This window comes from Burkholderia sp. BCC1985 (assembly GCF_905339915.1).
GTDB lineage: Bacteria > Pseudomonadota > Gammaproteobacteria > Burkholderiales > Burkholderiaceae > Burkholderia.
On sequence record NZ_CAJPGY010000010.1, the window covers coordinates 177,329 to 195,137 of the forward strand.

19 protein-coding genes and 1 tRNA gene are annotated in these 17,809 nt (G+C 67.9%); 11 read left to right on the top strand and 9 right to left on the bottom strand.

Annotated features, from left to right (window positions below; all coding sequences use genetic code 11):
- Positions 1-37 precede the first annotated feature (37 nt).
- Positions 38-712 carry a guanylate kinase gene (gene gmk, locus U4Z31_RS13030; protein WP_044848532.1) on the bottom strand — a complete coding sequence of 225 codons (675 nt, stop codon included), beginning with the start codon at positions 710-712 and terminating at the stop codon, positions 38-40.
- A gap of 6 nt (positions 713-718) precedes the next feature.
- Entirely contained in the window at positions 719-1,642 is a 924-nt protein-coding gene (locus U4Z31_RS13035) for a YicC/YloC family endoribonuclease (protein ID WP_321810531.1), read from the bottom strand.
- A gap of 175 nt (positions 1,643-1,817) precedes the next feature.
- Between U4Z31_RS13035 and rph the strand changes: the two genes are divergently transcribed.
- From rph to U4Z31_RS13080, 9 genes are all read left to right on the top strand, one after another.
- Positions 1,818-2,558, top strand: a complete 741-nt coding sequence (gene rph, locus U4Z31_RS13040) for a ribonuclease PH (protein ID WP_044848530.1) — start codon at positions 1,818-1,820, stop codon at positions 2,556-2,558.
- Positions 2,551-3,180 (top strand): RdgB/HAM1 family non-canonical purine NTP pyrophosphatase, encoded by a 630-nt coding sequence (gene rdgB, locus U4Z31_RS13045; RefSeq protein ID WP_044848529.1) that lies wholly within the window; start codon positions 2,551-2,553, stop codon positions 3,178-3,180. The genes rph and rdgB overlap by 8 nt, the downstream gene beginning before the upstream one ends.
- 34 nt (positions 3,181-3,214) lie before the next feature.
- Positions 3,215-4,429: a radical SAM family heme chaperone HemW gene (gene hemW / locus U4Z31_RS13050; RefSeq protein WP_321810532.1), complete on the top strand. Its 1,215-nt coding sequence runs from the start codon at positions 3,215-3,217 to the stop codon at positions 4,427-4,429.
- 42 nt (positions 4,430-4,471) lie between these two features.
- A tRNA-Ser gene (locus U4Z31_RS13055) sits at positions 4,472-4,559 on the top strand.
- Between the two features lie 148 nt (positions 4,560-4,707).
- A complete protein-coding gene (locus U4Z31_RS13060) occupies positions 4,708-5,109 on the top strand; it encodes a hypothetical protein (RefSeq protein WP_321810533.1) in 402 nt (133 codons plus the stop codon).
- A gap of 137 nt (positions 5,110-5,246) precedes the next feature.
- On the top strand, positions 5,247-5,540 hold the full coding sequence (locus U4Z31_RS13065) for a hypothetical protein (RefSeq protein ID WP_044848553.1): 294 nt from the start codon (positions 5,247-5,249) through the stop codon (positions 5,538-5,540).
- Positions 5,541-5,775: 235 nt separating this feature from the next.
- Positions 5,776-6,267, top strand: a complete 492-nt coding sequence (locus U4Z31_RS13070) for an energy transducer TonB (RefSeq protein ID WP_044848527.1) — start codon at positions 5,776-5,778, stop codon at positions 6,265-6,267.
- Positions 6,268-6,554: 287 nt separating this feature from the next.
- Positions 6,555-7,865 (top strand): MFS transporter, encoded by a 1,311-nt coding sequence (locus U4Z31_RS13075; protein ID WP_321810534.1) that lies wholly within the window; start codon positions 6,555-6,557, stop codon positions 7,863-7,865.
- Between the two features lie 102 nt (positions 7,866-7,967).
- The gene (locus U4Z31_RS13080; RefSeq protein ID WP_257768071.1) at positions 7,968-8,147 is read left to right on the top strand and encodes a hypothetical protein; all 180 of its coding nucleotides are present in this window, start codon (positions 7,968-7,970) and stop codon (positions 8,145-8,147) included.
- 56 nt (positions 8,148-8,203) lie between these two features.
- Here U4Z31_RS13080 and waaC read toward each other — a convergent pair whose 3' ends face one another.
- Positions 8,204-9,202, bottom strand: coding sequence for a lipopolysaccharide heptosyltransferase I (gene waaC / locus U4Z31_RS13085; RefSeq protein ID WP_321810535.1), 999 nt, complete (start codon positions 9,200-9,202; stop codon positions 8,204-8,206).
- A 180-nt stretch (positions 9,203-9,382) separates the two neighbouring features.
- Between waaC and U4Z31_RS13090 the strand changes: the two genes are divergently transcribed.
- Positions 9,383-10,981, top strand: a complete 1,599-nt coding sequence (locus U4Z31_RS13090) for a chloride channel protein (RefSeq protein ID WP_321810536.1) — start codon at positions 9,383-9,385, stop codon at positions 10,979-10,981.
- Between the two features lie 116 nt (positions 10,982-11,097).
- Here the strand turns inward: U4Z31_RS13090 and U4Z31_RS13095 are convergent, their stop codons facing one another.
- From U4Z31_RS13095 to U4Z31_RS13115, 5 genes are all read right to left on the bottom strand, one after another.
- Positions 11,098-11,499, bottom strand: a complete 402-nt coding sequence (locus U4Z31_RS13095) for a YXWGXW repeat-containing protein (protein WP_044849297.1) — start codon at positions 11,497-11,499, stop codon at positions 11,098-11,100.
- A gap of 157 nt (positions 11,500-11,656) precedes the next feature.
- The gene (gene minE, locus U4Z31_RS13100; RefSeq protein WP_006486661.1) at positions 11,657-11,911 is read right to left on the bottom strand and encodes a cell division topological specificity factor MinE; all 255 of its coding nucleotides are present in this window, start codon (positions 11,909-11,911) and stop codon (positions 11,657-11,659) included.
- A gap of 12 nt (positions 11,912-11,923) precedes the next feature.
- Complete coding sequence (minD, locus tag U4Z31_RS13105) at positions 11,924-12,739, bottom strand: septum site-determining protein MinD (protein ID WP_044849298.1); 816 nt, start codon at positions 12,737-12,739, stop codon at positions 11,924-11,926.
- Positions 12,740-12,798: 59 nt separating this feature from the next.
- Positions 12,799-13,566, bottom strand: coding sequence for a septum site-determining protein MinC (gene minC, locus U4Z31_RS13110; protein WP_321810537.1), 768 nt, complete (start codon positions 13,564-13,566; stop codon positions 12,799-12,801).
- 166 nt (positions 13,567-13,732) lie between these two features.
- On the bottom strand, positions 13,733-14,386 hold the full coding sequence (locus U4Z31_RS13115) for a GNAT family N-acetyltransferase (RefSeq protein WP_235879340.1): 654 nt from the start codon (positions 14,384-14,386) through the stop codon (positions 13,733-13,735).
- A gap of 544 nt (positions 14,387-14,930) precedes the next feature.
- Between U4Z31_RS13115 and U4Z31_RS13120 the strand changes: the two genes are divergently transcribed.
- Positions 14,931-16,091 (top strand): alkane 1-monooxygenase, encoded by a 1,161-nt coding sequence (locus U4Z31_RS13120; RefSeq protein ID WP_321810538.1) that lies wholly within the window; start codon positions 14,931-14,933, stop codon positions 16,089-16,091.
- Between the two features lie 135 nt (positions 16,092-16,226).
- On the opposite strand, the gene U4Z31_RS13125 is transcribed toward U4Z31_RS13120, so the two are convergent.
- Positions 16,227-17,762 (bottom strand): methyl-accepting chemotaxis protein, encoded by a 1,536-nt coding sequence (locus U4Z31_RS13125; protein ID WP_321810539.1) that lies wholly within the window; start codon positions 17,760-17,762, stop codon positions 16,227-16,229.
- Positions 17,763-17,809: the final 47 nt, after the last annotated feature.

Consider the following 17,809-nt stretch of genomic DNA (forward strand, 5'->3'; position numbering starts at 1 on the left):
TAGTCGTTATTCTACCTTATGTCCCTCTACCCTCGCGTCATTCCGCGTGGGGCAGATGGATGCCGAGCTCGATGAACAGCTCCGCGTGTCGCGCGTACTGCGAAGCAAAGCGCAGGCGCGTGGCCGCGACGATGCATTCGAGTTCGGCGAGCGCACGATCGAAATTCTCGTTGATCACGACGTATTCCGCTTCCGACGCGTGCGCGATCTCGCTGCCGGCAGCCAGCAGGCGCCGCGTGATCACGTTCGGCTCGTCCTGGCCGCGCTTCTTCAGACGTTCCTCGAGCGCATCGAGCGACGGCGGCAGGATGAAGATGCCGACCGCGTTGCGGAACTGCTTCTTCACCTGTTGCGCGCCCTGCCAGTCGATCTCGAGCAGCACGTCGTGGCCGTTCATCATCTGCTCTTCGATCCAGACGCGCGACGTGCCGTAATAGTTGCCGTGCACTTCCGCGCTCTCGAGGAATTCGTGCGCGGCGTGGCGCGCGCGGAAATCCTCGACGCTCGTGAAGTGATAGTGCTGGCCGTCCTGCTCGCCCGGGCGCGGCTTGCGCGTCGTGTACGAAATCGACAGGCAGATGTCGCTGTCCTTCGACAGCAGCGCGTTCACGAGCGTCGACTTGCCGGCACCCGACGGCGCGATGACCATGAACAGGTTGCCGGGATAGACGCCCGCGTGAAGCGTATGTGCGTCGTGAGTGGGGTGGATCATCTTGCTTTACTCCAGGTTTTGCACTTGCTCACGCATCTGCTCGATCAACAGCTTGAGCGCCATCGATGCGTCGGCGAGTTCCTTCGCCGCCGCCTTCGAGCCGAGCGTGTTTGCTTCGCGATTCAGTTCCTGCATCATGAAGTCGAGACGCTTGCCGACGCGGCCGCCCTTCTCGATCACGTGACGCGTTTCGTTCAGGTGCGCGGTGAGTCGCGACAGCTCTTCCGCGATGTCGATCCGGATGCCGTACATCGTCACTTCCTGACGAATGCGTTCCGCGGCTTCCTCGCGCGTGACGATCGGCGCGCTGCCTTCGGGCGCCGCGATGCCGAGCGCTTCCTGCAGCCGCTCGACGATCTTCTGCTGATGCTTCGCGATCAGCTCCGGCACGAGCGGCGTGATGCGCGCGACGATCGCTTCCATTTCGGTGACGTTCGACAGCAGCATCGTCGCCAGCTGCGCGCCTTCGCGCGAACGCACGACGACGAGCTCGCCGATCGCTTCCTTGCCGCACGCGAGCACCGCGTCGCGGATCGCGTCCGCCGACACGCCGCTCTCGGCGATCACGCCCGGCCAGCGCAGGATTTCGCCCGCGCGCAGGCGGCCGACGCCCGGGAACGAATCGAGCACCGAACGCTCGAGCTCGGCCAGCTGGCCGAGCGCCGACTGGTTCAGCGCGCCCGCGCCGATGCTCTGCTCGCCGCGCTGCAGGTTGATGCGCACGTCGACCTTGCCGCGCGACAGCTTGTTCATCAGCATTTCGCGCAGCGCGGGTTCGCACGCGCGCACGTCGTCCGGCATGCGGAAATTCAGGTCGAGGAAGCGCGAGTTCACGGTGCGCAGTTCGACCGACACGCTGGTGCCGCCGTTGCCGGTGGCCGTCGCGAGTTCGCGCGTCGCGCTCGCATAGCCCGTCATGCTGTAGATCATGGTTCGTCTCGCCGTCTGGGTGCCCGTCACGGGCGGGAATATGTCGAGGCGCCCGGCGCATTGCAAGGCGCGGGGCGGGAAGCGCGCATTATCCCATTTTTGCGTCCCACCCCGCCGGGCACGCCTGCCGTTCGGCGCTAAAATCGGGGTTTCCTCTTCCGTCCACGATTCCCCTATGACGTCTTCCCTGTCCCGCCCGAGCGGCCGCCGCGCCGACGAACTGCGCAAGGTCGCCCTCACGCGCCACTACACGAAACACGCCGAAGGCTCGGTACTCGTCGAATTCGGCGATACCAAGGTGATCTGCACCGCGAGCGTCGCCGAGCGCGTGCCCGAATTCCTGCGCGATCGCGGCCAGGGCTGGCTGACGGCCGAATACGGGATGCTGCCGCGCGCGACGCACACGCGCAGCGACCGTGAAGCGGCGCGCGGCAAGCAGACGGGCCGCACGCAGGAAATTCAGCGCCTGATCGGCCGTGCGCTGCGCGCGGTGTTCGATCTGGAGGCGCTCGGCCCGCGCACGATCCACATCGACTGCGACGTGATCCAGGCCGATGGCGGCACGCGCACGGCCAGCATCACCGGCGCCTTCGTCGCCGCGCACGACGCCGTGTCGAAGCTGATCGCGGCCGGCAAGCTCGCGCGCTCGCCGATCACCGACCACGTCGCCGCGATCTCGGTCGGCGTGTACGAAGGCGCGCCGGTGCTCGATCTCGACTACGCCGAAGATTCGCAGTGCGATACCGACATGAACGTCGTGATGACGGGCGCCGGCGGCTTCGTCGAAGTCCAGGGCACCGCCGAAGGCGTGCCGTTCTCGCGCGCCGAGATGAACGCGCTGCTCGACCTCGCGCAAAGTGGGATCGGCCAGCTCGTGCAGTTGCAGAAGGACGTGCTGGGCGCCGGCCATGTCTGATGATCGCACCCTCGCGCCGCTGTCGCGCATCGTGCTCGCGTCGAACAACGCCGGCAAGCTGCGCGAATTCACCGCGCTGTTCTCGACGGTCGGCATCGAGATCGTGCCGCAGGGCGACCTGGCCGTGCCCGAGGCGGAAGAACCGTTCGGCACGTTCATCGAGAATGCGCTGACGAAAGCGCGGCACGCGTCGCGGCTCACCGGCCTGCCGGCGATCGCCGACGATTCGGGGCTGTGCGTGCGCGCGCTGCGCGGCGCACCGGGCGTCTATTCGGCGCGCTACGCGCAGCGCGCGGGCGGCGCCAAGGGCGACGCGGCCAACAATGCGTACCTCGTCGAGCAGCTGCGCGGCGTCGCAGACCGACGCGCATACTATTGCTGCGTGCTCGCGCTGGTGCGCCACGCGGACGATCCCGAACCGCTGTTCGCCGAAGGCCGCTGGGTGGGCGAGATCGTCGACACGCCGCGCGGCGAGCACGGATTCGGCTACGACCCGTATTTCCTCCTGCCGTCGCTCGGCGCGACGGCGGCCGAACTCGAGCCGGCCGTGAAGAACACGCACAGCCATCGCGCGCTCGCGCTGAAGGCGCTGCTCGCGCGGCTCGCGGAGGAACCGGCATGATCGTCCTCGTCACGCATTCGCAACCGGAGGCCGCATGAGCCAGGCGGCGGAAACCGGCGCGCGCGTCGTCGCGACCTTCACGTCGCCCGGGCAGGTACGGCTCACGTCGCTGCCGCCGCTCGCGCTGTACGTGCATTTTCCGTGGTGCGTGCGCAAGTGCCCGTACTGCGACTTCAACTCGCACGAGTGGAAAGGCGAGCGGTTTCCGGAAACCGAGTACCTCGATGCGCTGCGCGCCGATCTCGAACAGGCGCTGCCGCTCGTCTGGGGCCGACAGGTGCATACGGTGTTCATCGGCGGCGGCACGCCGAGCCTGCTGTCCGCGGCCGGCCTCGACCGGCTGCTGTCCGACGTGCGCGCGCTGCTGCCGCTCGATGCCGACGCCGAGATCACGCTCGAGGCGAACCCGGGCACGTTCGAGGCCGCGAAGTTCGCGCAATTCCGCGCGAGCGGCGTGAACCGCCTGTCGGTCGGCATCCAGAGCTTCAACGAAGGCCATCTGAAAGCGCTCGGCCGTATTCACGACACCGCGCAGGCGCGCGCGGCCGTCGAGATCGCCGCGAAGACGTTCGACAACTTCAACCTCGACCTGATGTTCGCGCTGCCGAACCAGACGCTCGACGAATGCCGGACCGACATCGAGACCGCGCTGTCGTACGCGCCGCCGCATCTGTCGCTGTATCACCTGACGCTCGAGCCGAACACGCTGTTCGCGAAGTTTCCGCCCGCGGTACCCGACGACGACGCGTCGGCCGACATGCAGGAATGGATCCACGCGCGCACGGCCGAGGCCGGCTACGACCGCTACGAAGTGTCGGCGTACGCGAAGCCGAATCATCAGTGCAAGCACAACCTGAACTACTGGCGCTTCGGCGACTATCTCGGGATCGGCGCGGGCGCGCACACGAAGCTGTCGTTCCCGAACCGGATCCTGCGACAGGCACGCTACAAGCATCCGGCCACCTTCATCGAACGGGCGATGGCCGGCACGCCGGTGCAGGAAGAGCGTGAAGTCGGGGCGCGCGACCTGCCGTTCGAATTCATGCTGAACACGCTGCGGCTCGTCGAGGGCTTTCCCGTGCACAGCTTCGTCGAACGCACGGGCTTGCCGATCGGCACGATCGAGCCGGCACTGAAGGAAGCGGAACGGCGCGGGCTGATCACGCGCGATTTCGCGCAGATCGCGCCGACGCCGCTCGGCCAGCGTTTCCTCAACGACTTGCAGGAATTGTTCCTGCGTGACGATTGAAGCGGAACGAGGCGGCATTTCGGTTACAATGCCGCCTCGTGTGGAAGCGTGGCCGAGCGGTTTAAGGCACCGGTCTTGAAAACCGGCGACGGGAAACTGTCCGTGAGTTCGAATCTCACCGCTTCCGCCAGGAAGTTCGCCCAACCCCGTCCATTCATCGAATGACGGGGTTTTTGTTTGTCCGCGGCGCGCACGCTGCCCGCCTCCGCCTGCCGACGCATCTCGCCCGATGCCGTTACAATCCGGCGCTCCGATTCGCGAAACGGGAAATCCACGTCATGAAGCCCTTCATCGCCTCGTCGCTCGTCGCCCTGCTGGCCACCATCGGCACGCACGCAGCGGCCGCCGATTCCGCCTCCGGCACCGACGCGCAAACACCGTCGTGCGCGATCGCGTACGTGAAGGGCGTCGGCGGCTCGCCGCGCGGCCTGCGCGAATATCTCGCAAGCCCGACGCCGTACAACTACCTGAAGGAAAACGAGCTCCAGTGCAAGGTATCGGATGACGGGCGCGCGACGAACTGCACCGGCGTGACCTACATCCGCAACGAGCAGGTCAGCGTGTACGACGATTCCGACCCGGCGACGCTGACGGTCGTCGCGCCGGTGGAACTCGAGCACGGCCAGAAGTATCCGGTGATCCTCGTGGTGCAGCGCAAGGACGCGCGCTGCACGCGGTAACACGCACCGCCTGCGACGCGCGCAGCCCTCACGGGCCGGGCCGCCATCGCCTAGAATTCGATCAGCACGGCGACACGACCGCCGCCGCGATTCGATGCCGCCCGCACCATCCGTGCGTGCGGCACACGGAGACCGCCATGACCGAACTGTCGACAGCGCCCGATCACGTCGATTACGAAGGCTTCGAGATCCATGTGGTGCCGGGCCTCGTCCCCGGCAGCGATGCGCGCTACACCTACACCGGCTATGTCTGCCATCCGGGCGTGAACCCCGCGCTGCCGGATCATGCCGTGCCGTTCCATGCGGACGGCGAAGAAAGCTTCGCGAGCGTCGAGGAAGCGGTGCATGAAGCCGTGCACATCGGCAAGACCATCATCGACGGCACGCATCCGGACCTGTCCGTTCTATCGCTCGTGACACACGGCTACTGAGCCGGTCGAGCACGCCGCTGCCGCTGCGTCCCGCACGCGCCGCGCGTGCGCAATCGTCGTGCCCGCATGGTCACGTGTCATGTCACATCGCGTCGCGATGCGCGCCGGAAGCCCCGCCGAATCGCCATCCTCCGCGAATCGGCACATCGCGCTTCGCGTGCTATGCGTTTGTCCCGATAACGCGCCGCGCGCAGACGCCTATCATTTTTTTATCGTCACCCTCCGGCACTCCCCCATGCCTTCTCTTCCCTGCCCGGGCGTCGACCGGCTGCGCATTGCCGCGCTGGTCGCCGCCGTCATGCTTGCCGCCTGCACGATCACGCCGCCCCCGTCGCTGCGCTCGATCCTGACGATCCCGTCGGTCATCCGCAGCGCGAATCGCGACCAGTACCGCGTGGAAGTCGCGCAGTGCGTCGCCGAGCACAATCCGTCCGCCGTGTCGCACGGGATGCCGCAGGCGATGCTGCGCTCGCTCGTCGTCGTCGCGTTCACCGTCGATCGCAGCGGCCAGCTCGTCAACGCATCCGTCTATCGCAGCAACGGCGACAGTGAAGCGGAAGCGCTCGCGCTCGCGTCGCTGCGCCGCTCGGCGCCACTGCCGCCACCGCCGTCGAAACTGCTGGACGGCAATGGCCGGCTCGAGATGATGGAAGGCTGGCTGTTCAACGACGACGGCCACTTCCAGTTGCAAAGCACCGCATCCGCGCAGGCGCAATCGATCGACTGAGCCCGCGCCCGCCCGCGTTTGCCGCCATGTCGCGGCGCTGGCTATAATTTTCCGCAATCGCGCGGCCACCCTCCCGCGCGCGTTCGCGCGCCGCACCCGGCATGCGAGCCGACCACGCCGGCACCGGGCGGCGGCGACCTATCCGTCTCCATCGTCGACCGGCGGGTGACGTCCGCGCCACGCCGCGCGTCCACGCCGCCGCCTCATCCGCTCGGCCGCTCCCGGCAGGCGTCCGCCTGCCCGAGCGCTCACCCGGCCGACCGCCCAACGACAAAACGGAGACATCCATGTCCGCATCCCCCCCGGCCGTTGCACACGCAACCGGTTCGGCCGGCGCCGTCAGCCACCGGCGCATCGTGTTCGCGAGCTTCATCGGCACCGCGATCGAGTTCTACGACTTCTACGTGTACGCGACCGCCGCGGCACTCGTCATCGGCCCCGTGTTCTTTCCGCACGGCTCCGCGACCGCCCAGGCGCTGTCCGCATTCGTCACGTTCGGCATCGCGTTCATCGCGCGGCCGATCGGCTCGTTCCTGTTCGGCCACTTCGGCGACCGCATCGGCCGCAAATCGACGCTCGTCGCGTCGCTGCTCGTGATGGGCGTGTCCACCACCGCGATCGGCTTCGTGCCCGGCTACGACACGATCGGTGCGCTCGCACCGGTGCTGCTGTGCGTGCTGCGCTTCGGCCAGGGGATCGGCCTCGGCGGCGAATGGGGCGGTGCGGCGCTGCTCGCGACCGAGCACGCGCCGCAAGGCAAGCGCGGCTGGTTCGGGATGTTCCCGCAGCTGGGCCCGTCGGTGGGCTTCCTGATGTCGAACGGGTTGTTCTTCGCGCTCGCGCTGTCGCTGTCCGACGAACAATTCCGCAGCTGGGGCTGGCGCATCCCGTTCCTTGTCAGCGCGGTGCTCGTCGCGCTCGGCCTGTACGTGCGGCTGAAGATCACCGAGACGCCGGCGTTCCAGGCCGCACTCGAGCGCAACGAGCGCGTGCGCGTGCCGGTCGCGACGCTCGTCTCGCAACACTGGCAGCCGACGCTGCTCGGCGCGCTCGCGATGGTGGTCTGCTACACGCTGTTCTATATCTCGACGGTGTTCTCGCTGTCGTACGGCGTGTCGACGCTGCATATTCCGCGCCAGAGCTTTCTCGGCCTGCTGTGCTTCGCGGTCGTGTTCATGGGGCTCGCGACGCCGCTGTCGGCGTGGGCCTCCGACCGCTTCGGCCGCAGGCCGGTGCTGGTCGTCGGCGCGATCGCCGCGCTGTCGTCCGGCTTCGCGATGGAGCCGCTGCTCGGCAGCGGCTCGATGCCGCTCGTCGCGTTGTTTTTGACGCTGGAGCTGTTCCTGATGGGCGTGACGTTCGCGCCGATGGGCGCGTTGCTGCCCGAATTGTTCCCGACCAACGTCCGCTATACGGGCGCGGGCGTCGCATACAACCTCGGCGGGATCCTCGGCGCGTCGATCGCGCCGTACATCGCGCAGCTGCTCGCCGCGCGCGGCGGCCTGTCGTGGGTCGGCGGCTACGTGTCGGTTGCGGCGGCAATCAGCCTGGTCGGCGTGCTGCTGATGCGCGAAACCCGCGACGCATCGCTCGTCTGAGCCCTCGGGGCGCCCCGGGTTGTGCGGCGGGGGGCGCCGCCTATACTCGATCCGGGGGCGCCGTCACACCCCCCGGATCCCTCCGCTGAAGGAGCCGCCGCAATGAACCTCCACCTCGGCAACGCCGACCTCGTCCTGATCCTGGCGCTCGCGCTGGGTGGCGCCCTGCTGCTCGCGGCGCGCTTCCGGCCGAAAACCTGGCGCGGGCTCCTGTTCGAGGCGCTTCTCGCCAACCTGGCCGCCGTCGCCGCGGTGATGACGGTCGAAGCGCTGCTCGCCTGAACGCGCGGCCCGCTTCCCCGGAGCCGATTCACCCCGATAACGGGCTCGCGCTGGCCCTAGGCCGTCAGCCGGTCACGCAGCGCGCCATAGGCCGGCCCGACCGCATCGATCGCATCGAGTGCCTGCGCAACCGACGGCGGCGCGCCCGGTTCGCCGATCGACAGCGCGTTCGGCGCGCCGCCGATGCCGCAATGGTGACGCGACGTCGCGACGAAAATCATCACGGTCGGCCGCTGCAGCGCGTGCGCCATATGCACGAACCCGGTATCGACTCCCACCACGAGCGCGGCCCGGCCGATGGCCGCACCCAGTTCGCGCACCGACATCGCCGGCAGCACGATCGCGCCCGACGCACGCGCGGCAATGTCCTGCGCAGCGTCGTGTTCGGCTGCCGATCCCCACGGCACGAGCACGCGCACGCCGCGCGCCATCATCTGCGTAGCCAGCTCGGCCCAGTGGTCGGCGGGCCATTGCTTGTCCGGATTGGACGTGGCGTGAAACAGCAGCATGAACGGCGCGCCGTCGGTCACGGCGGGCGGCAGGCTCGCATCCTGCGGCGGGACGATCCCGTAAGCGGCGCTGCCCTCGGGGACATAGCCCAGCGCCTCGCCGGCGCTCACGCGCATCCCGTGCCACGCGTCGCAGTCCGGCCGCGGGCCGAAGCGATGCGAGTAGGCGAAGCGGGCACCCGCCTCGCCGAGATCCTGCGTCTGATAGCCGACGCGGCGTGCGGCACGCGCGAGTGCCGAGATGATCGCGCTCTTGTAGACGCCGTGCAGGTCGATGACCGCATCGTAGCGGTGCGCGCGCAGCGCGCCGATTGACGCCGAGATCGCCTTCAGGTCGCCGCCGTTCCGGAGCTTCTTGAACCGCCGCAACGGCGCGCAAAGCACCTTGCTCACACCCGGATGCCAGCGCACGACCTCGGCACACGATTCGTCGACGGCCCAGTCGACCGTTACGCCCGGAAAGGCACGGTGGAGGTCCGCGACGACAGGCAGCGTCTGGACGACGTCGCCGAGCGACGTCACTTTCACGATGAGGATGCGTTTCACTTTTCTTATGATGAATGGGGTGGGCCGGCCATTTGGTGATGCTAACGACGGTTGCCGCGTTGATACATTACGCCGACATTACATTTGCAACAAAGTGCGACGCTTTGGTGAGGATTTGTCGAGCCCCGGCTGCATCAGGTTCTTTTTATAATGCGCTCTTTGCCCTCCCGGCTTCCGCCGATGCAACGCCCCGCCCTTCCTGCCCTGCTTTCCGGGTTGTTTCCCGCCCTCACCCGCCGCTCGCTGCGGATCTGGCGCCAGTACGGCGTGTTCTGGCTCGGCGCGATCGCCGTGGGCCTCGCGGCCGTGCTGTACGCGCGGCTGATCGACTGGGGCTACGACACGTTCCGCACGATGCGCGACCACGCCGCGTGGCTGCCGCTGCTGCTGACGCCGTCGATCGCCGCCGCGTCGGCATGGCTCACGCGCCGCTTCTTCCGCGGCGCCGAGGGCAGCGGGATCCCGCAGGTCATTGCGACGCTGCATGCGAGCCCGGGCGCGTTCGGCGCGCGGCTGCTGACCCTGCGCATCCTGTTCGGCAAGGTCCTGATCTCGTTCATGGGCATTCTCGGCGGCTTCACGATCGGACGCGAAGGCCCGACCGTGCAGGTCGGCGCGGCGCTGATGTTCAACCTGCGGCGCTTCTACCCGCGCTCGAACGCGCAGATCGAACGACAGCTCGTACTCGCCGGCGCGGCGGCCGGCCTGTCGGCCGCGTTCAATACGCCGCTCGCCGGGATCGTGTTCGCGATCGAGGAACTCACCCGCAGCTTCTCCGCCCGCGCAAGCGGCGTGCTGATCACCGCGATCATCCTCGCCGGCGTCGTCGCGTTGGGCCTGAACGGCAACTACACGTACTTCGGCACGATCGACGCCGGCCAGCATTTCCCGAAGATGCTCGCCGTCGCCGTGCTCGTCACCGCGCTCGTGACCGGCGTTGCGGGCGGCCTCTTCAGCTGGCTGCTGCTCAATACCGGGCGCTGGCTGCCCGCGCGCCTGCTCGGCCTGTATCGCGAGCGCCCGATCGCGTTCGCGGCGCTGTGCGGTTTCGTGATCGCCGTCGTCGGCCTCGTGTCGGGCGGGACGACGTTCGGCAGCGGCTATGCCGAGGCGCGCGGCCTGCTCGACGGCCATGAACGGCTGTCGGTGCTCTATCCGTTCCTGAAGATGGTGTCGATGGTCGCGTCGTACCTGCCGGGCATTCCGGGCGGGATCTTCGCGCCGTCGCTGTCGATTGGCGCCGGGTTCGGCAACCTGCTGCACCTCGTGTTCGGCGACATGAGCCTGCCGATGCTGATCGCGCTCGCGATGGTCGGCTACCTCGCGGCGGTCACGCAGTCGCCGATCACGTCGTTCGTGATCGTGATGGAGATGATCAACGGTCACGCGCTCGTGATTTCGCTGATGGCGACCGCGCTGGTGTCGAGCCGGATGGCGCGCTTCTTCGCGCCGCCGCTCTACGAAACACTCGCGCAGCGCTATCTCGCGCCGCCCGCGGCCGCCGCTGAACCCGCCGCGGCGCCGGCGGCTACGGCCGGCGTCGTCGAGCCGCAGGATGCGGCCGCCGCGCCCGCCGATCCGCTCGATACGCTGCGCGAACGGGACGGTGGCGAGCCGCAGGCCCCGGCGGCCGGCAACGCCGCCACACACACGCCCGCGACGTCGCACGACGACGGACCGTCCGCTTCCGGCACGACCGCTTCCGGCGCGACCGCTTCCGGCACGACTCCTTCCGGCACGAGCGGCCCGGCGCAGACGGGCCCGCGTACCCCTCAGTAGATCACCACCGGCGCGGGCCGATAGTAGACGGGCCGCGCCGGCACGACGATACAGCCGGCGAGCGTGATCGCGACGAGCGCAATGGCAAGGGCGGTTCGTTTCATCGCGCGCCTCCGTCAGGCCCAGTGGCCGCGCGTCCAGAACCAGTTCGGGCCGCGCTGATCCCAGTGGCCCGGCACCCAGTGCATGCCGATACGCTCGGTTTCCCAGCGGCCGCCGATCCAGACGTAGCGGCCATGATCCCAGTGCCAGTGACCGCGCTCCCACACATAGCCGACGCGTGCGTCGGGCACGACCTCGTAGCGCACCGGCGGCGGCGCGTTCGGCGCGACGACGACGATTTCCTCGGCGGGCGCGGCCACCGGTTCGGCGACGAGCATCCGGCCCGACTGCACCATCACCGGCGTACCGACGAGGATTTCGTCGGCGCGTGCGGCGAGCGGCGCGGCGACGGCTGACAGGCCCGCGGCGAACAGTACGAGCGAAACGATACGGCGTTGAACGGTAGAGACAGCCATCACGACCTCCTGATTGACAAATGACGCGAGCGTATTCGTTCAATGCGAGAGATCGACCAACGGCCGACAGACGCCGTGTTACGGCGCGCCCGAAAGTGCAACAGGGCGTAAGACGCGCACGGCGGCAGGCGCCACCGTGCGGGGGGACAGACAGCGGTCAGGCTTGCGGAATCTCGATCTTCACTTCGAGGACTTCGAGATCGTCCTGGCGCTCGAGGCTCACGCGGATGTCATCGTTCGAAATATGGACGTACTTCGAGATGACCGCGACCAGCTCCTTCTGCAGCGCCGGCAGGTAGTCGGCCGGCGGCCGGCCGCCGACCCGCTCGTGCGCGATGATGAGCTGCAGGCGCTCCTTCGCGACCGATGCGGACTTCTTCTTCTCGCCGAGGAGAAACGAAAGGATGGACATGGGCGGCCTCCGTTACTTGCTGCCGAAGAGGCGCTGCAGCAGGCCCGGCTTCTGATAATCGGTGAAGCGCAGCGGCTTGTCCTCGCCGAGGAAGCGCGCGACGACGTCCTTGTACGCTTCGGCGACGTCGGTGCCGTCGATGTGCACGGCCGGCAGGCCCTGGTTCGAGGCGTGCAGCACGGCTTCCGATTCCGGCACCACGCCGATCAGCTTGATGCGCAGGATCTCGCTGATGTCCTCGAGCGACAGCATTTCGCCTTCGCTCACGCGCTTCGGGCTGTAGCGCGTGATCAGCAGGTGTTCCTTGATCGGATCCTTGCCTTCGGCCGCGCGCTTCGTCTTCGACGACAGGATGCCGAGAATGCGGTCCGAGTCGCGCACCGACGACACTTCCGGGTTCGTGACGATCAGCGCTTCGTCCGCGAAGTACATCGCGTGCAGCGCGCCCGCCTCGATACCGGCCGGCGAGTCGCAGACGATGTATTCGAAGTCCATCGCGACCAGGTCGTTCAGCACCTTCTCGACGCCGTCACGCGTGAGCGCATCCTTGTCGCGCGTCTGCGATGCCGGCAGGATGAACAGGTTCTCGCACTTCTTGTCCTTGATCAGCGCCTGGTTCAGGTTCGCTTCGCCCTGGATCACGTTGACGAGGTCATACACCACGCGACGCTCGCAGCCCATGATGAGATCGAGGTTGCGCAGGCCGACGTCGAAGTCGATCACGGCCGTCTTGTGGCCGCGCAGCGCGAGGCCGGACGCGAAGCTCGCGCTGGTCGTCGTCTTGCCCACGCCGCCCTTGCCCGAAGTCACCACGATGATTTTTGCCATTTACCCAATACCCTGTGTTCGTCAATGAGAGCCGATCGACCCGGAGCGTGCCGCGTGAATCACGTCAGGCGCAGCGGTTCGATCATCAGTTTTTCCTCTTCGAGCCGGATCTGCACCGATTTGCCCAGTATGTCGGCGGGCAACGGGTTCTCGGTCGTTCGATAGATACCCGCGATCGAAATCAGTTCCGGCTCCAGACACGTGCAGAAAATGCGCGCGTCGTGATTGCCGTGCACGCCCGCGAGTGCGCGGCCGCGCAACGGCGCGTAGATGTGGATGTTGCCTTCCGCGATGATCTCGGCGCCGTGACTGACCGGCGCCAGCACCACGAGGTCTCCTTTCGCGTAAATCTGCTGCCCCGAACGCAGCGGCCGATCGATCACCAGCGTCTGGCCGCCCGCCGCAACCGGCGTCGGCGCAGGTTCCGGCGCCGGTTCGGCTGCCGCGGCAGCGGCCGGCGCTGCGACGGGCGTCGGCTCCGCTTCCTCGGCCGGCTTCGCGGCCGACACGCGGCGATCGCGCGCCTCGAGCAACGGCAGGCCGGCTTCCCCCGCCCAGCCCTGCGTGGCCAGCGCGACGACGCCCACCGGGCGCATCCGCACGTCGTTCAGCATCTGGCGGATGTCGGCGAGCGCGACGCGTTCGCCGTCCGCGAGGCGGCGGACGTCGATCGCGACGACATCGTCGGCGAAAAACTCGGGAGTCGCTTCGAAGCGCTTGACCAGTTCGGTACGCAACGCGTCGAGATCGGTCGTCTTCACGGTGAACAGCAACGTATCGACCGATCCGCTGCGCAGCTCGAAGAATGGCGATTTTTTAAGCGACATGGACACTCTGCAAAAAATTTTTGCGTATTTTACAGGCGTCCACGCGTGCGGCCATTATTTTTGGGGAGCCGGGGGGCGACGGTCGCGGCGAGCGCGCAACCGGCAGGCGGGCAGTCGGGCGGGCGGCCGGGCTTTCATCACGCCGTGCGGCCCGCGCATTCATGCGTCAGGGTGTGTTGAAGTGCGACACGAACAAGGACTTCATCGCGCCGGGCATCCGCGCGATCGGCGCATGCTCGCCCGTGTTGCCGAAGCCCGCGCGTTCGTAGAAACGGATCGCGTTGCGGTTCGCATCGGCGATCCATGCGTAGACGTCCCGCGCCCCGCGTTCGGCCAGCCACGCGGTAGCCGTTTCCAGCAACAGCACGCCGCCGCGCAGGTGGCGGACCGCATGCGCGACCCACAGCTCGCTGACGAACGCGCGCCGCTCGGGCGTCGTGTCGAAATACGCGCCGATCATGCCGGCCGGATGGCCTTCGGTGTACAGCAGGAAAGTCGTCGACTCGTCGGACGCGGCACGCAGCGCGGCGATGGCCGCCGCCGCGTCGGAATCGACGTTCAGCAATTCGGCCTCCGGCGCTTCACCGGGCGCGTAGGGCTCACGCAGCGATGCGGCGCGGAGTTCGCGATACACGCCGCCCTGATCGGCAGCGATACGACGAACGGTCAAGGTCGAACTCATGCAGGCACAGCCCCCTTCGGACAGCAAGTTACTAGCTTCAACCGAAAGCGGGGCATGAGTCAAATCGTAATTTTCAAATGCCAGCGCGGATCGAAAGGCAGCACGCGTCGCGCACGCGCGGGTGTGCGGGTGCAGCATCGACGCGTCGACGGGCCGCGACGCATGGCAGTCCGAACGGCGAAGTCGGACGCGTCGCCCCGCTCGCCTTGTCATGCGTGGCATTCATGTGGTCAGGGTCCGACGTTACCCTGCAGCGGCGCCGTAATGATCCGTAATATATGTATCCCAAAAAGCCGCGCCGCCACGCGATGTCGCGTCGCATTTATTGCATTGCAACATTCGTTGCGGACCCCGCCGCCGGATACTCGCGCGTGTGGCCTCACGTATTCATCCGACGAGAATACCGGCTGCGCGAGCGGATCGGGCCCGCTCCGGCCTGTTTCAATCACCGTGGCGCAGGGCCCTCCCGGCCCGCGTCCTGCACGGCCCGCCGTTTGGAGTTGCCCGCCTAGCGGCGGGGTTTGGAAAGCGCGCGCGACGGTCGTATAACTGGCACAACCGGACCACCGATCCGGTGCCGCGCGCCGTGCCGCGGACCCACGACGATTCGACCGACGACAAGCGCGTCACTCGGCCGCCGCACCCGCACACGCGGGAGCCGGCCCCGAAAAGGAGGGAGACAATGGCAATGACCGACGCATCGGCCTCGGGCTGGTCGGATGGCAAACGTTATCTGTGGCTGCTCGGCGCGGTGACGATCACGCTGCCGATCCTCTCGGCCCAGCTCGCGCTGTCGACGGGCCTCCACGTGTTCTGGTGGTTCGGCCCGCTGTTCGCGTTCGGCGTGATCCCGGTCCTGGACACGCTGATCGGCGACGATCGCGACAATCCGCCCGAAGCCGTCGTCCCGCATCTCGAACGCGAGCGCTACTACCGCTGCATCGTCTATCTCGCGACGCTGGTCGAATACATCGCGTTCTTCGTGTGCGTGCGGATCGTCGGCACGCATGCGCTCGCGTGGTACGACTACGTCGGCTTCGCGCTGTCGCTCGGCGCCGCAACGGGCATCTCGATCAACACCGCGCACGAACTCGGGCACAAGACCAGCCGCTTCGAGCGCTGGCTCGCGAAAGTCACGCTCGCGCCGGTGGCGTACGGGCACTTCTTCGTCGAGCACAACCGCGGCCATCACGTGCGCGTCGCGACGGCCGAGGATCCGGCGAGCGCGCGCTACGGCGAATCGTTCTGGGCCTTCCTGCCGCGCACGGTGACGGGCAGCATCCGCTCGGCGTGGCGGCTCGAGAAGGCACGCCTCGAGCGGCTCGGGCATTCGCCGTGGACCTGGCGCAACGAGGTGCTGCACGCGTGGGCGATGACCGTCGTCGTGTGGGCCATCGCGATCGCGATGGCCGGCAAGATCGTGATCCCGTTCCTCGTGATCCAGGCCGTGTACGGCGCGTCGCTGCTCGAAGTCGTCAACTACGTCGAGCACTACGGGCTCGGCCGCCGCAAGCTGCCGAGCGGCCGCTACGAGCGCTGCACGCCGCAGCATTCGTGGAACAGCAATCACGTCGTCACCAACCTGTTCCTGTACCAGTTGCAGCGGCACGCCGACCATCACGCGAACCCGACGCGCTCGTACCAGGCGCTGCGACACTTCGACGACTCGCCGCAACTGCCGGCCGGTTACGCGACGATGATCCTGTTCGCCTATGTGCCGCCGCTCTGGTATCGCGTGATGAATCCGCGTGTCGTCGCGCACTATGGCGGCAACATGGCGCAATCGAACATCAAGCCATCGATCCGCGCTCGCGTGCTCGCGCAGTATTCGGCCGCGGGGTGACGCAGGACGGCGCGGTTGCGGTTGCGGTTGCGGTTGCGGTTGCGGTTGCGGTTGCGGTCGCGGTCGCGGTCGCGGTCGCGGTCGCGGTCGCGGTCGCGGTCGCGGTCGCGGTCGCGGTCGCGGTCGGCAATATCGTCACGCGGCCTGCGGCAGCCTGAACACGGCGACCGCGTGCCGCAGCGCGCTCGCCTGCTCGGCCAGCGCCTGCGTCGCCGCCGACGCCTGTTCGACCAGCGCCGCATTGCGCTGCGTCGCTTCATCCATCTGCGTGACCGCGACGTTCACCTGCTGGATGCCGCCGCTTTGCTCCTGCGAAGCGGACGAGATCTCGCCGACGATCGACGTGACCCGCTGCACCGCGCCGACGATCTCGTGGATCGATTCGCCCGCGCGCGCGATCAGCACGGCGCCCTCGTCGACCCGCCGCGTCGATTGCTCGATCAGCGTTTTGATCTCCTTGGCGGCGGCCGCGCTGCGCTGCGCGAGCGTGCGCACCTCCGACGCGACGACCGCGAAGCCGCGCCCCTGCTCGCCCGCGCGCGCCGCCTCGACGGCCGCGTTCAGCGCGAGGATGTTGGTCTGGAATGCGATGCCGTCGATGACCGCGATGATCTCGCCGACCTTCGCCGCGCTGGCGGCAATCCCGCTCATCGTGCCGACCGCGTCCGTCATCACGCCACCGCCCGCGGACGCGATGTCCGATGCGTCGCGTGCGAGCTGCGCCGCATGCTGCGCGTGTTCGGCCGACTGGCGCACGATGCCCGTCAGTTCGGTCATGCTGGCCGCGGTTTCCTCGAGCGACGCAGCCTGCGCCTCGGTGCGCGACGACAGGTCGTGATTGCCCGCCGCGATCTGCGCACTCGCGGTCGCGACGGCTTCGGCATGCGTACGCACCTCGAGCACGACACCCGACAGGCTCGCCTGCATCGTCTTCAATGCGCGCAGCAGATCGGCGATCTCGTCGCGGCCGGCCGCGTCGACGTCGCGCGTCAGGTCGCCGCCGGCCACCGCCTGTGCACAGGCCACGGCGCGATCGAGCGGCCGCAGGATCGCGCGGCTGAACAGGAATGCACCGATCATCGCGATGCCGAGCACGATCAGCATCAGCACGACGCTCGCCGCGGTCGCGTGACGCGCATCGCGGCTCGCTTGCGCCGACACGGCAGCACTCTCGTCGGCGATCGCCTTCGCCGCGCGCTCGAGCAGCGCGGCGGGCGCCCGGTCGACGCCCGCCACGGCCGCGTCCCCGGCCGTCGGCTCGAAGCCCGCGGCCTTGAACGCGTCGAACCCGCGCCGGTAGCCGTCGCCCATCGCCGCATGCGCGCGCATGAACTGCTCGACGAGCGTCCGGCTCTCTCCGGGCGGCAGCTCGCCGACGAGTTGCGCGGCGAGCGTGTCGACCGTGCGCTCGCGCGTCTGGAATGCCTGCCAGTACTTGTCGAGCTTGTCGGGCTGCTTGCCGCGCAGCAGCGTGTCCTTCCATTCCTGCACCTGCAGCTTGAACTGCACGAGCGTGGCCGATACGAGCCGTTCGTCGGCAACGTGCGTCTGCACGTCGTTCGCGAACGTGTCGATCGAGCGATTGAGAATGCGGATGCCGTACAGCGCGCCGCAGAACATCAGCAGCAGCGCAATGGCGAATGCGAGGGGAATCTTGTAGCTCAGCTTCATGGGACCTTGGATCGTCGGAGAACGGCGACCGCGCACAAAGCGCGAGC